This window comes from Pseudoalteromonas sp. SWYJ118, assembly GCF_015864505.1.
In the GTDB taxonomy this organism is placed as follows: Bacteria; Pseudomonadota; Gammaproteobacteria; order Enterobacterales; family Alteromonadaceae; genus Pseudoalteromonas; species Pseudoalteromonas arctica.
The window spans coordinates 277968-292272 of record NZ_JADYXC010000001.1 but is presented as its reverse complement, the minus strand read 5'-3'; the positions used below and the strand labels follow the sequence as shown (position 1 = coordinate 292272).

Genomic DNA, 14305 nt, shown 5'->3' with positions numbered 1-14305 from the left:
TAAATCTATCTAGACGTCTAAATGGCTGCTATATTAAATCCATCAAAACAAACTTAGCTGGAATGAGGATTATGGCTTTATCACTAAAAGAGAAGATAGTGGACACCAACCAAGGTGTTTATCTTATTGGTACTACCCCGCCTAAAATTGGCACCGATAAAGCGCAATTAAAAACCATTGCAGAAAAGCTATTAGGTCGCTTACACGAAATTGAATACGACGGCGTGATAATTTACGACATTCAAGACGAAAGCAGCCGAACTAATCAAGACCGTCCATTTGCGTTTAAACAAACCGTTGATCCGCGTGAATACAGCCATTTAATTCGTAATTTATCTGCACAAGATGTAATTACTTATAAAAGTGTGGCGCAGCGTGGCGTGGGCGAATTTAAAGATTGGTTAAGTGAAACTAAAAACGACTACGATTTACAAAATGTAGTTTTAGTAGGTAGCCCGTCATCGGTAGGCGATATAAAGTTAAGCCTGCCAGATGCATATAAAGCATTGGCTGAGCAATCAGATGATTTCTTTTTAGGTGGCGTTACTATTGCTGAGCGCCATTTAAGCAAACGAAATGAGCACGAACGATTAATAGAAAAAACAGCACAAGGTTGTCAGTTTTTTATATCGCAAGCTGTTTACGACGCACAAGCGACTATAGAGCTAATTACTAGTTACGCGCGTACATGTAAAGCACAAGATATTACACCACAACGTATTATATTAACGTTTACCCCGTGCGGCGGCGAAAAAACCTTAGACTTTATGAAGTGGTTGGGTATTTCAGTGCCAGAAGCTACAAAATGGCGCATGCTTGATGCAGACAATACATTAAGCGAATCAGTGCGTATTTGCCGCGAAAACCTCGACTTAATAATTAAAAGCTGTGCGCATTTAGATGTGCCGCTGGGATTAAATATTGAAAGCTTAACAAACCGTAAAGAAGAAATTGACGCGTCAATTAACTTATACCGTTTATTAAAGGCAACAATGGAATTAAATCTAGCTGAAAAGCTAATAGCTTAGGGCTTAAAAAAATTCACACCCTTCTTGGCAAGCCTAATGGCTTGCTTTTTTATGTATAAAGCTAGAACCGAAAAAAGTAAGGCTTAGATCCTTGGAGTTCCGTGTAATTTACCTCGAACGGAAGTATTTTTAGTACGATTACGCATCATTTTCTTACCAACAAGACTTTCAATTGCATCTTGGGCTGCTTCTACAGAAAAATCATTTTTTACATTCGCAACTAAATGATAGTGTTCGTCACTAACCTCAACCATACCTACATTTTTTAAACCGGGATGGTCTACCAATGTACTCACATATGCTTTAATATCTGAACTGTCGCGATGCCCTAAACAAATATCTATATCTGAATCTTGATTATTCCTTTCGTACTTACTAAAACCTCCAGATCTATCCAGACGGTTTATTGACCGCCTAAGAGTTTTTAACTCTTCAAGTATATATTCCTGTCCAGAAACCTCTTTTTGATCAATTTTAGCGACTTTAAACTCACCAAAATGTTTCAAGAAAGTCGTATAATTACTATCTGTTGTAGATTTTTTATATGTAGCAGATATTTTATCTGCCAGTTTCTTTTTAAATTCGACAACTTGACTAAACCTGAGATCTCGAGGGTATTCTAAATGCTCAATTGCAGAGGTATCAAAAGAGTAAGAGGTCTCGTCATCTTTAATTATAATAGTTGGTTTATCGAAAGCTAAACGCAAACCCAGCTCAAACATTACATTTGGGTTTTTACAGCTTACATCGCAGACTACTATTGGATTATCGTAGAGATTCTGAATAATTCTTTTGTGGATAATACCAACATCATCAGCGTTACTAACTAAATTCCCTTCAAAACCGGCTTCATCTATCGCGTCAGAGAGTATATTTAGCACTTCTGACCAATGTGTTTCATTACAATCATCAGTGCTAGATATTGGCATTACAATGCCGCATACCTTTTTTTTATCCATGTCTGTCATATTACATCCTTATAAGTAATAGCTTTTAGCTACTATAGGCTCTCAAATTACACACTAAAAAATAAACCCTTAAACATCAATTCATATTAAATCACTTTAATCTAATATAACAATTAAATGTGTAGGGGTTAAATAATTACATTTTCTATTCTGCGGCTTTTTTAGCGAGCTTGTACGCTTGTTTGTTTTTATACATTGCCTGGTCTGCATCATTTAATAGCGCTTCAAAGGGCTGCTTTTGTTTATTAGTAAAACTATAACCAATACTAAGCGATAAATCGCAAACCTCCTCTTTGAGTAAGGCTTTTGAGTACTCAGAGGATATTTTATCCATGATGTAGTTAACCTTACTTTTATCGCTTACTTGCATTACTGCAACAAACTCATCACCACCTAAGCGCCCTACTATATCCGCATCTCTTAAATGCGTTTTTAACGTATCTGCCAATATAATTAATGCTTTGTCGCCCACTTCATGTCCGCAGGTGTCGTTTAATTTTTTAAAGTCGTTTATATCAATAAACAAACAACACACGTCAAAGCCTAAACGTAGCGCTAAGTTAAGTTTTTGCTGGGCTAATAAGTTAAGTGCTCGGCGATTATAAATATTTGTTAATGAGTCTAACATGGCTATTTCGCGCATTTGCTCATAGCTATACACAAGCGCTAGGTCGTCTTCAATCAAATCACGTAGTTGTTCTATGAGTTCAAAATATTCATCGGTATAGCTTGTTTTCTGAGTGTCTTTTAAGCATAGCGTGCCAAATACTTCGCCTTCAGGCCAATGAATAGGTAAACCTAGGTAGGATTCAACACCATCTTCAACTACTTCTGGTAGGGTGTTCCATGCATCGTTATTGCTTGCATCATTAACATATAAAATATTTTTAGTTTCAGCAACGTACCGACAAAACAGAGGTGTTTGAGGAGGAAGTATAGGATTGGTCTCAAAGTTAGAGCCACCTTCGTTACTTCTAATAACAACGCGATAGCCTTTGCTTGTTGCCTGAACTATATAACCAGACGGGGCTGAAAAAAGCCCCGTTATAAGGTCGATTGTTTTTTGCCATTTATGCAAAGATATTTGGCCATCAATACCAGAAAATGCCCATTGATCAATTTCAAACATTGCTTTACCTCGGCTATTTAGTAGCTCCAGTATAGGCAAAAAAGCAAAGTAAAAGCTATTATTTACGACGTCTGCTTGGCTCTCTTTTACCAGTGATGCGTTTTTTATCGCGATCTTTTCGCGACTTGTTAGTATTTTTACGATTATCTTTTGGCTTTTTATTAGGATCTGGCTCGTAACCTTCTAACCACTGCGGCGTTAAACGCGTATCGAGTAGTACTTCAATTTCTTCTAGCAGCCATTGCTCATCAAGACTTACCAGCGACATAGCAAGTCCTTGTTCGCCAGCACGACCTGTACGGCCAATACGGTGCACGTAATCCTCGGCAATGTACGGTAGTTCAAAGTTAATTACGTATCTAAGTGTAGAAATATCTAAACCACGCGCAGCTACATCGGTTGCAACAAGTACGCGTGTAATACCTTCTTTAAAGTTTTGCAATGCACGGTCGCGTGCGCCTTGCGATTTGTCACCATGGATTGATTCGGTTTTTAAACCGTCTTTACACATTTCTTTAGCAAGCTGATCAGCCATTTGTTTTGTGCGAGTAAAAATAAGCACTTGGCGCCAGTTTTTCATACCAATCATGTGCGATACAAGTTCGCGCTTACGATCCTCATCTACAGCGTAAATAACTTGCTCTACTTCAACCGCGGCTGAGTTACGTTTATCAACTTCAATTAGTTCTGGGTTTTTAAGTAACTTTTTACTGAGTTCAAACACGCTGTCATCAAACGTAGCTGAAAATAGTAAAGTTTGGCGATCGCCTGGAATATGGCGCAATATGCGTCTTATTTCATCAATAAAGCCCATATCAAGCATGCGGTCAGCTTCGTCAAACACTAAGGAGTCTACACTTGAAAGTACCACACTGCCTTTAACTATATGATCAAGCAAACGCCCAGGTGTTGCCACTATAACTTGCGCTGTTTTAAGTGCTTTTATTTGAGGGCCAATACTTGCGCCACCATAGGCTAAAGCGCCATTGATATTAGTGCCTTGTGCGTACTTTTCAAAGCTTGCAAATACTTGCTGAGCAAGCTCACGGGTTGGCGTTAAAATGACTACACGTGCAAGGCCTTGCTCATCTTTTTTAGGGGTATTTAAAAGCTTATGTAATAAAGGTAAAACAAAGGCGGCAGTTTTACCCGTACCTGTTTGCGCGCTGCCCATTACATCACTTCCGGCTAAAATAGGCGGAATAGTTTTAATCTGAATTGCGGTAGGTTGAGTGTAATTATTTTGCTCAATCGCTGTTAATAATAACGGGTCGAGATTAAGTGATGAGAACGTAGTGGCAGACATAGGCTTAGCTTTAAAATAACAAAGAGCGCTATTGTACGCATATTACTGTACTGCGTAAATTAACCAGTCCAGAAAAGTATTTAATCGTGGTTGCTCACTTTCACTTTAGCGCTAAAACAATAAAAAAGGCGCTAAATAACAGCTGTATTTAGCGCCTTTTATAATTTTATGTAGCTTTAAGCTGGCTTTAGTGTCGCTTTACGCTCGTTGTAAAACGCTATTAAATCGTCAACTGTTGCTTGGCAGTATTCGCGAATACCCGAAACTACCATATGCTTTTCACCACTACCCACTTTAACGCCGTTTTCTAACAGGTTAAAACGTAGTGTGATTTTTCCGCGTTTGCCTGCATATTCAAAACTTGGCTCTGCAAACTCAAGTTCTGGTGCTGTAATATCAAGATTATCAAGGTTGATAAGCATTGATTCGTAAATGATCATTGGGCGAGCAGGGTTAATCATTACCTCTTGCTTACCCATTAATGGAATAATTACATGCGGGAAAGTAGTACCAGAAAACTCAACATAATTTTTTATTAGGCTATTAGTCAGTGCTGGGCATTGGCTGGTTTTACCTTTGCGCTTTACCTTTAAAATAACTTTTTCGCCATTGGTTACATCAAACTCATCAGCCCCTTCAGGGAAGTTAAGTTTGGTGTTTTCATCAACCATACCGGCAAAAGTAAATTCCATTTGTTCACTAATACCGTAGCGGTCTAGTACCAATGAAAAAAGTAAGTCTCCTGGCGCGCAAAACTTTTTGGCATCTTTGTCGTGAAGTGGATTGTAATCGTCAGCAACGCATTTAGCGAATCGACAACCTTGCTCACGAGAGATAGAAACATAATCAGCATGCTGCTGAAAAAAAGGACTTAACATAGTTTGTTCACTGCTTAAACTGCTTATAACCTATCTATATTACCAGAAAAAAAATACTGAGAGGTCGAATCTGTTAGATTAGTTGCTAAATAAAACAGAGCAATAAAAAACAATGACCTTTTATTTATTAGCGCTATCAATTATATGTGTTTTTCCGTACTGCAAAATATCAATAATGCGGCAACCCCTTTGGCACTACTTACTAGCTTTAAGTGTTGTAAGTGCATATTTTCAAGGTTATATAAATTTATATGCCCTGCTGTTAACCGGGCTTTACGTTGTTTTATACTACTGTGCGCTAAATACAAAGCAGGCAATAATACGCGCTACTTTAAGTACTGTTTTTATAGTTTCCTCATTGGCATTAGCACTTCATTGGATGCCTGGTTTTAATAACCTCCCTATTGTTATAAACGAGCGTATTACAAGCGATGCGATTGCATTTACCCTTTATGCTAATTTTGATAAAGCTATGGCGGGTTTATTTCTTTGTGCTTACTTTTATTCGAATAAAAAAGCTTTAAAAGCAGACTCTAATAAAGCGGGCCCATTAAACGTTAAACAACCCATTTTAATAGTTATTGCTACTGTTTTAGCTACGCTCACTGCGGCTTTAATGCTTGGACTTGTAAGCTTCAACCCTAAGGTTCCTGGCTTTTGGTTAGCCTTTATTGCTATTAATCTTTTATTTACCTGTGTTGCCGAGGAAGCTTTATTTCGAGGTTTACTACAAACTAAGCTTAGCAAAATAATTACACCGACCCGTTTAGCAATACTTGCCCCTGTAATTACTGCAGGTATTTTTGCTTTGGCACATTTTGCTGGAGGAATTAACTATGTATTGGTTTCATTTATTGCCGGCTTGGGGTATGGCTATGTTTTTTATAAAACGCAGCGCTTAGAGTGGGCTATTTTATGCCATTGGTTGGTTAATGTTTGCCACTTCTTTTTGTTTACTTACCCGATGCTCAATAAAATCTAAATACATTTACAAATGCTAACAATTTACTTAGTAGTAAACATTGCCCGCATTTGATTTTGTTAGTAATTTACTATTTCAAATAATAAATTAAGGGACTAATAAATATGCTACGTTTTATAACGGCAATAACAGTGCTCGCCACAATAACGGGTTGTTCAAGCATGACTTATCATACAGATATAGACAACGGCGTTTTATCTCAAGAAATTGGCACCTACGTTAATAAAAGAGATTTACAGCAATTTTATAGCGACCAAGAAGCACACGAAAGTGGCGCTACACTCCTAGGCCGAATAGAAGGTGAAAGCTGTGATGGCGACGGTATGGGTAACAATAATGTAAGCTATAACCGCTCTAAATCAAACGCAATTGATTTACTTAAAGCTGATGCCATGCGCAGAGGCGGAAATGCTTTTACTATTAATTCTTGTAGTGAAACGTCTGTATCGTATTGCGACCTATCTGTTTTATGCACCGGACAGGCCTACGACTATTAATAAGTAAAAGTGCAAATTATATATTAAGCGCAAAGCTAAGTAGTACGCGCTTTCCAGACTCGATTTTAGATACGCTGTGTTCGTACTTATCGGGTCTGAATAAATACACGCGATTAAATAAATTTATAATGCATTTTGAGCATTTAAATACCCCACCCGCTTTAGGTTTTTCTAATACAAAGTTGAGCTTGTAATAGCGCCCTTGCTGCACAGGGTCAATATGGTTCATTACGCTGTGATTAGTTGGGTAAGTAACAAGGTTTATCGAAAATGTATTACTGCTAAAAATAGCTTTGTTTTTAACGGTTGCAATCATACTGCCTCCATATTGTTTATGTGTCTTATTGTATCATTGGGCTGGGTCTTACTTCGTTTTTAAACGAGACTAAAACGCCATGATATATAGCCAATCAGACTAGGGTCTGTTGTTCTTTGCGGATTAAAATTCATTCAAACTAGGGGCTATTTAATCGCGGCGCGAGATTTGTAACCTAGTGGGCTAAGTAAAAACCGAGCAACAAAGAGTAAGTAGCCCCTAGGAAGAACCCTTTGGGCAGCGCCTGTTTGGCATTAATGCTACGTTATCGCCCATTTATGGGGAATAACCACACTGCATAGGCTCTGCCTTGCCTAAATACCAAACAGACTGCTGTAAATTTAACCTTGAAAGAACAACAGACCCTTATATAAAACTATCTGACACAAAAAAGCCGAGCTTAATAAGCTCGGCTTTTATAAGTGCATTTTAGTAATTATGCACTTGGGTATTCGCGGTACGCACGCTCTATATTTTTAGCCTGCTTTTTAGAAATACCTAAATGAGCAAGTGCAACACGTAAACGAGCACGTGATAAGTCAGACCCCAATATTTCCATTGCATCAAGCACTGACGTACTTGACGTTTTGCCAGTAATTGCGACAAATATTGGCTCTAAAAAGTCTTTAATCTTAAGCTCGTGGAATGTTGCAACTTCTTTTGCAATTGCAAAAATAGCGGGCTTTTCAAAGCTACGTAAACCTTCAAGCTGCCATACAAAAAATTGTAGCGCTTGGCGAATCACGTTTTCGTCTGCTTTGCCGGCTGTTAATAGCGCAGGATCGTAAGTTGGAATACCACCTACAAAGTGCCCTGCAAGCTCAACCATATCCGACAGCGTATTAATACGAGTTTTAACTTCTGGTAATATTTTAGCGAGCATTTCGCCATTAAACTTCCAATCAACAAAGCGCTGAATTAACTGCTCGTCGGTTAGGTTTTCGCGGATCCACATGCCGTTTAACCAGCTTAATTTATCTACGTCGAATACCGGACCACCAAGCGATACGCGCTTCATGTCGAAGTTTTCAATCATTTCATTGAGTGTGAATTTTTCACGCTCATCAGGCATTGACCAACCCATACGGCCTAAATAGTTAAGCACGGCTTCTGGCAGGTAGCCCATTTCTTTATAGTAGTTAATAGACGTTGGGTTTTTACGCTTAGACAGCTTTGATTTATCTGGGTTACGTAATAACGGTAAGTGACCAAGTACTGGCGCTTCCCAACCAAAATCTTCATAAAGCTTTAATAGCTTAGGCGCTGAGTTAATCCATTCTTCACCACGGAAAATATGGCTAATTTCCATATGGTGGTCATCAACTACGTTCGCTAAAAAGTACGTTGGAAAACCATCTGCTTTTAAAAGTACTTGCATGTCTACGTTTTCCCACGGGATCTCAATTTCATCACGTAGGTAGTCGTTAAACTTAAATGTGCCTTCGCTTGGGATTTTCATACGTATAACGTAAGGTTTGCCTTCAGCTAAGTTTGCTTTAATTTCTTCATCTGTATGGTTTAAACCACGACCGTCATATTTAGGGCGTAGGCCTTCTGCCATTTGCTCTTCACGCATTTGATCAAGCTCTTCGCTTGTTGCAAAGCAGTAAAACGCTTTACCATCGTCAACTAACTGATGCGCGTATTTTTTATATAAATCGCTACGCTCAGATTGACGGTAAGGACCAAATTCGCCACCCACATCAGGACCATGATCCCACTCAAGCCCTAACCAACGTAGGCTATCCATAATCGCAAGTTCAGACTCTGGCGTGCTACGTACTTGGTCTGTATCTTCTATACGAAGTACAAATTCACCGCCTTGTTGTTTAGCAAAACAGTAGTTAAATAAGGCGATATAAGCGGTGCCAAGATGCGGGTCACCAGTTGGCGACGGGGCAACACGGGTGCGAATTGTCATGGTATATTCTCTTTAAATAAGTGAGATAGTAAAAGTGGTTTATGCAGCTACTTTGTTTAAGTAAGCAATAATATCGTTTGATTCGTACAGCCATTGTACTTGGCCGTTTTGCTCTATACGCAGGCAAGGCACTTTAACTTTGCCGCCTTGCTCTAGTAGCTCTTGACGATATTGCTCATTGTCTTTTGCATCACGCGTTTCTATGTTTAAGCCTTCGCGTTTAATAGCGCGACGTACTTTTACACAAAACGGGCATGCTTTAAATTGATACAGTTTAAATTGTGAGGTTTGCTGATCAAGCTGTGCTTGCTCGTCGCTTGCACGCTTTTTACTGCGAGGAGTAAATACAAAATTAAAGAATAAGATTATACAACCTAAAAACCAACGAACTAATTTCATGTTCTGTGCTCTGCTTACAACAATTTAAGGAGCCAGATTTTAGCACAAATTTACAATCAAAAAAGTGTAATACTGCGAGAATTACACTCAAGTAATTTAATTTACTAAAAGTGCTTCTATAGCAATACCATATCATCCCTATGAAGTACTTCTGCGCCACTATCGTAATCGAGTAATAGGCCTATTTGACTAGAGTGCGCACCCTTTATTTTATTTACCTCGGTACTACTAAAGCGCGTTAAGCCCCGTGCAATTACTTGATTTTTATTATCTATTAAATCAATTAAATCACCGCGTTCAAAACGTCCAAATGCATTAGTAACGCCTTTAGCAAGTAAGCTTGCGCCTTTATTTTGCAGCGCTGTAATAGCACCTGCATCTATAACAATTTGGCCGGTACTTTTAGGCCCGGCTAGTAACCATTTTTTACGGCCATCTTTTGGAGCGGTGAGTTTTAAAAAACGCGTGCCTGGTAACTCGTCACTCATGCATTTTAAAATAACGTTTTTACCTGCGCCTTTAGCAATAATAACTTCAACGCCTGCGCGCCTTGCAATGTCAGCGGCTTGCAGTTTAGTCGCCATGCCGCCAGTACCTAAGTTTGTACCACTGCCACCAGCAAGTTGGCGCAGCTCATCGTTTATATGTGTTACTTCGCCAATGAGGGTGGCATCGGCATTTGTGCGAGGATCGCTGGTAAATAACCCTTCTTGATCGGTAAGTAGCAATAATTTATTAGCATTAGCCAAAATAGCGACAAGTGCCGATAAATTATCGTTGTCGCCTACTTTTATTTCACTGGTAGCGACTGCGTCATTTTCGTTAATGATGGGCACAACGTCGTAATTTAATAACGCATTGAGTGTATCGCGGGCATTAAGGTAGCGCTCTCTGTCGTCTACATCAGCGCGAGTAAGCAGCATTTGCCCTACATTTACCCCATATAAAGCAAACAAGCTCTGCCAAATATGAATAAGTTGACCTTGTCCAATTGCAGCAAGCATTTGTTTATCAATTAAGCTTCTGCCACAGGGTTTTAATAGTTGTTCGCGCCCAGCAGCTACCGCGCCGCTCGATACTAAAATAACCTGATGCCCCTGCTTTTTAAGCTCGCAGCATTGGCGTACTAATTCAACCATATGTGCTTTGTCTAGCTTATCGGTGCCACCAGTAAGAACGCTTGTACCAAGCTTTACAACTATTACCTGTTCCCTTTGCATGTGCTTTTTACTAATCATTAATTAAAGATGAATTAATTTATACCAGCTCGGTATTTTTGAACAAGTTAAAAATATTCATGCTAGGATCTGATTTTATTAAATTATGTAAATTACTCTCTATGCCTGCCAGTTTATGTTTAATTATTGCCACCTTTTTATGGGGCAGCTCTTTTATAGCGCTCAAATACGCCATTGCTATTTATGACCCTGCATTGGTAATATTTTTACGCATGCTCACCACGTTAGTTTTATCGCTTTGTTTATGGCGCTATGTTATTCGGTTTGAGTATTTAAAAGGTGACTGGAAGTATTTAGTGGGTATGTCGCTTGCTGAGCCTTGTTTGTACTTTTTATTTGAAGGCCATGCAATGGAATATACTTCGGCTTCGCAGGCCGGTGTTATTGTATCGTGCTTGCCTATAATTATTGCGCTACTTGCCTTTTTATTACTTAAAGAATACATAAGCAAAGCCATTGTTGTTGGTTTTACGCTGTGTATTGGCGGCAGTATTTTACTTACGCTTCTTTCACCCAATTCTGAGCAGGCACCTAATCCGTTGTTGGGTAACTTTTTAGAGCTTATGGCTATGGTGTGCGCTGCATTTTATACCGTAAGTATTAAACATTTAGCTAATCGCTACTCGCCCCTGACTTTAATTGCGTTGCAAGGTATTAGTGGCAGCTTGTTTTTTGCGCCATTTTTATTTTTTATCGACCTACCAAGCGAAAACCAACACGACTTAACCGCACTTATGAGCATTTTGTATTTAGGCTCGTGTGTAACCCTTGGCGGCTACGGCATGTACAACTACGCTATTAGCAAAGTATCGGTATTAACCGCTGCTGCGTACTCTAATTTAATTCCTATTTTTACACTTATTTTGTCAGCTATTATTTTGGACGAAGTGCTCAATGTGTGGCAATGGCTGAGCATATTTGTGGTATTTATTGGTGTAATGGTAAGCCAGCGCCATCAAGAACTTGTGGTTGATATACCGCTTAGTGAATCAGGCGAAGACATTTGCGCAGATACAAGCAATCTTAAATCAGTACCCGAGGCAAGCGAATCAAAAGGGTAACAGGTAAGCAAATACAGCCCAGGTGTTTGTAAAAATGAGTTTTGGGATTGATGAATAACCTCAATCCCCGTTACCTTATAATTTTGAATCACCCCACTTTGCAGTTGTAAAGTAAACGCCTCTCCCACTTTTGCGTTTTGTAAAAATGCAAAGTGGGTGTCGTTATGCCCTGCTATTAGCGCGCCTTTTTCGTTTCCAAACTCTTTTCCGCCAAGCTCTCCTGCAGGTAAAAATTGGCTTGGCGCAAACGCTAAATTACGACCACTCGCTCCAGCCAATACACTTAATGTTTTATTATGGCTTGGCCAATCAAGCTTTGCAGTAACGTAGCTGTCGGCGTAATACCACGGCCTTACTTTAATCCCGGGTAATTTAAGCGCCTCTTGCCATGCTTGCTCAATTAATACTTGAGCAAGCCACGCTTTTGCCTGCATATAAGCGCCGTGCCCAAATAATCCAAGCCCAGCTATTAGTAAGCCCACGCTTAGCCACCTTTTCATTTACGTGCCCTGCTTAATTTAAATGATCGGTTTATTTTAAGAGCACCAAATCCCAATAATAAAATACAGCCTAGCAATATATGTAATCTGCTTTGCCCATCGGTTTGTGGTAAACGCATTGCCATACCTTGTGGTACTGCATTACTAGCTTGCGCCGTTTGCTCTGCCGCTTCTTTTATTTGAGTTTGTTCAATTGCTATAAAAGCAGTAAACGGGCTAAGTAATTGATGAGTAAGTGCAAGCTCTTGTACTTCACCTTTAACTGTATTTTGCTCGTTGTATAAAAGTAATGACTTAATTTTTTGGCGCGCCCACAGTTTTGCTATACCTTGAGCGCTTGAGCTATTTTGTGTACTTAATTTAATACTTAAAGGCCCTTGTGCTGTTTGCCCAGTAAGAACCACATTTTTTACGTTATTGAGCTTTATCGCCGCCATAATGGGTTCACCAAAATATAAATCGGGTAATGGTGATGGCCAAAAATCTAAGTTGTTACCGCTTTCATCGCTTAGCGCCAAATTAGTAATCGCAGGATGTGCAAGCTTATCAAACAACTGCTGCATTTTAGGTTGTACCTCGCTTGTGCTGCCTATAAACGTAAATGAGCCTTTGCCTATATCTGCCGCTCGGCGCATAAAAAAGCTGTTAGGTGCGCTGCCAATACCCACTGTAAATAAGCGGCTATCACCTAATTTATTTTGAATATTTTTAAACAATACATCCTCATTACTAACGCTACCATCAGTTAAAAATACAACTTGGCGTACAAAACCATCAAACTCGCTGCCATCAAGTACGGCATTAAGCGCACCTTGTATTTCTGTGCCGCCGTCGGCTTCTAGGCTATAAATAAATCGCTCTGCACGGCGTAAATTAAAGTCGCTGGCTATAAGTGGTTTATCGCTCATTGGAGTCACTATGTTGTCAAAACCAATTATGTTAAAGCTGTCGTCGCTATCAAGTAATGACAGCGCATAAAATAAGGCTTTTTTAGCTTGCTCCATAGATTGCCCGTGCATAGAGCCTGACGTATCAACTACAAATACCATTTCGCGAGGTAAGCGCTGAGTTTGTGTAAAGTTATCCCCCGGTGGCATTAGCATAGCAAGCCCGTATCGGTCACCATTTTCAAACTGCTGAGTAAAAAATGCGGCTTGAGCTTGCTCTTTTTGCAGCGGTTTAAACTCAAGTACAAAGTCGCGATTAACTGCATTAGCCTCATTTAACGCTATTTTATATTGCCCAAATGCGGTGTTTTGCACATCAACATTATGAAATTTAGAATTGATATCCACCAGCTCTAAGCCTACGTCTATATCAATGTTTAAGCTAAATTGGCTGCTTGGTACGTTATCAGTTTGAATGCTATTTTGAGTGATGTTTTGAGTGCTATAAACAGGGCTTAACCAGCCTGTTGGTGATGGATTAAATGCTGTTTTTTCGGTATTACTTTGCTCAACTTCACCACTAATAGCGTGATAACGCGGTGTAATGGTAGTAGGAAACCTAATAGCAAATGTGCCGCTGCTGTAGTCAATTATCTCTTGATACTCAAGCTCAATAATTACTTGCTCACCAGGGCCAATGTTTGCCACATTAGTAATAAACATATTAGCGCGTTGCTGGCGTACCAGTGCTGCTTGCTTACCTGCTTTTTTAGCCTCTTCGTATTTTTTTTCGGCCTCCACTTTTTTATCAATTTGGCCTTTAATGATTCGCTCACCAATGTGCATGGTCATGGCATGCACGGCGCTTTCATCAGGCAATGGAAAAACGTAGCGCGCATTAACAGCAAACGGGTTTTCGTTTTGATAGGTTTGCGTTACTACAACGTGATTAATTAGGCCGGTTAAGGTCATATTGGCGTCGCTTTTTAATATTATTGCGGGGCCTGCTGGCGCACCACTGCTATCAAAAAGCTCTAACTTGGGTGATTGCGCATGGCTTCTAAAGCTTGCTAACATCACAAATATATTTAGTATAAAAAGGCTTACCCATTTAAGGGTAAGTACTTTGGTTGGTTTACTCAATATCAACATAAATCACTCCATCGAACGCTTAGCTTTACTTAAATTTAGTTAG

Annotated in this window: 14 protein-coding genes; 4 read left to right on the top strand and 10 right to left on the bottom strand. The window is 39.5% G+C overall.

The window, feature by feature from the left end:
* Positions 1-71 precede the first annotated feature (71 nt).
* The gene (locus I6F48_RS01455; RefSeq protein WP_197118660.1) at positions 72-1028 is read left to right on the top strand and encodes a methylenetetrahydrofolate reductase; all 957 of its coding nucleotides are present in this window, start codon (positions 72-74) and stop codon (positions 1026-1028) included.
* An 83-nt stretch (positions 1029-1111) separates the two neighbouring features.
* Here I6F48_RS01455 and I6F48_RS01450 read toward each other — a convergent pair whose 3' ends face one another.
* The 4 genes from I6F48_RS01450 to I6F48_RS01435 all read right to left on the bottom strand — a co-directional run bounded on the left by I6F48_RS01450 (position 1112) and on the right by I6F48_RS01435 (position 5309).
* Positions 1112-1996 carry a hypothetical protein gene (locus I6F48_RS01450; protein ID WP_197118659.1) on the bottom strand — a complete coding sequence of 295 codons (885 nt, stop codon included), beginning with the start codon at positions 1994-1996 and terminating at the stop codon, positions 1112-1114.
* Between the two features lie 145 nt (positions 1997-2141).
* The gene (locus I6F48_RS01445) at positions 2142-3125 is read right to left on the bottom strand and encodes a sensor domain-containing diguanylate cyclase (RefSeq protein ID WP_197118658.1); all 984 of its coding nucleotides are present in this window, start codon (positions 3123-3125) and stop codon (positions 2142-2144) included.
* Between the two features lie 58 nt (positions 3126-3183).
* Positions 3184-4431: a DEAD/DEAH box helicase gene (locus tag I6F48_RS01440; protein WP_024593280.1), complete on the bottom strand. Its 1248-nt coding sequence runs from the start codon at positions 4429-4431 to the stop codon at positions 3184-3186.
* 176 nt (positions 4432-4607) lie between these two features.
* A complete protein-coding gene (locus tag I6F48_RS01435) occupies positions 4608-5309 on the bottom strand; it encodes a DUF3581 domain-containing protein (RefSeq protein WP_007581602.1) in 702 nt (233 codons plus the stop codon).
* Between the two features lie 112 nt (positions 5310-5421).
* Here I6F48_RS01435 and I6F48_RS01430 point away from each other — a divergent pair, with 112 nt between their 5' ends.
* Both I6F48_RS01430 and I6F48_RS01425 read left to right on the top strand, forming a co-directional pair.
* Positions 5422-6291 carry a CPBP family intramembrane glutamic endopeptidase gene (locus I6F48_RS01430; RefSeq protein ID WP_165727601.1) on the top strand — a complete coding sequence of 290 codons (870 nt, stop codon included), beginning with the start codon at positions 5422-5424 and terminating at the stop codon, positions 6289-6291.
* 104 nt (positions 6292-6395) lie between these two features.
* Positions 6396-6788, top strand: a complete 393-nt coding sequence (locus I6F48_RS01425) for a hypothetical protein (RefSeq protein WP_024593283.1) — start codon at positions 6396-6398, stop codon at positions 6786-6788.
* A gap of 16 nt (positions 6789-6804) precedes the next feature.
* On the opposite strand, the gene I6F48_RS01420 is transcribed toward I6F48_RS01425, so the two are convergent.
* From I6F48_RS01420 to proB, 4 genes are all read right to left on the bottom strand, one after another.
* Positions 6805-7104, bottom strand: a complete 300-nt coding sequence (locus I6F48_RS01420; protein WP_021032137.1) for a hypothetical protein — start codon at positions 7102-7104, stop codon at positions 6805-6807.
* A gap of 436 nt (positions 7105-7540) precedes the next feature.
* On the bottom strand, positions 7541-9025 hold the full coding sequence (gene gltX, locus I6F48_RS01415; RefSeq protein ID WP_007581594.1) for a glutamate--tRNA ligase: 1485 nt from the start codon (positions 9023-9025) through the stop codon (positions 7541-7543).
* A 39-nt stretch (positions 9026-9064) separates the two neighbouring features.
* Entirely contained in the window at positions 9065-9424 is a 360-nt protein-coding gene (locus I6F48_RS01410) for a glutaredoxin family protein (RefSeq protein ID WP_007581591.1), read from the bottom strand.
* A gap of 116 nt (positions 9425-9540) precedes the next feature.
* Positions 9541-10644, bottom strand: coding sequence for a glutamate 5-kinase (gene proB, locus I6F48_RS01405; protein ID WP_165740286.1), 1104 nt, complete (start codon positions 10642-10644; stop codon positions 9541-9543).
* Between the two features lie 119 nt (positions 10645-10763).
* On the opposite strand from proB, the gene I6F48_RS01400 reads away from it, so the two are divergent.
* Entirely contained in the window at positions 10764-11723 is a 960-nt protein-coding gene (locus I6F48_RS01400; protein ID WP_197118729.1) for a DMT family transporter, read from the top strand.
* Here I6F48_RS01400 and I6F48_RS01395 read toward each other — a convergent pair.
* Both I6F48_RS01395 and I6F48_RS01390 read right to left on the bottom strand, forming a co-directional pair.
* On the bottom strand, positions 11618-12223 hold the full coding sequence (locus I6F48_RS01395) for a class GN sortase (protein ID WP_197118657.1): 606 nt from the start codon (positions 12221-12223) through the stop codon (positions 11618-11620). The two genes, I6F48_RS01400 and I6F48_RS01395, sit on opposite strands and share 106 nt — an antisense overlap.
* The gene (locus I6F48_RS01390) at positions 12220-14256 is read right to left on the bottom strand and encodes a marine proteobacterial sortase target protein (RefSeq protein ID WP_197118728.1); all 2037 of its coding nucleotides are present in this window, start codon (positions 14254-14256) and stop codon (positions 12220-12222) included. The genes I6F48_RS01395 and I6F48_RS01390 overlap by 4 nt, the downstream gene beginning before the upstream one ends.
* Between the last annotated feature and the right edge of the window lie 49 nt (positions 14257-14305).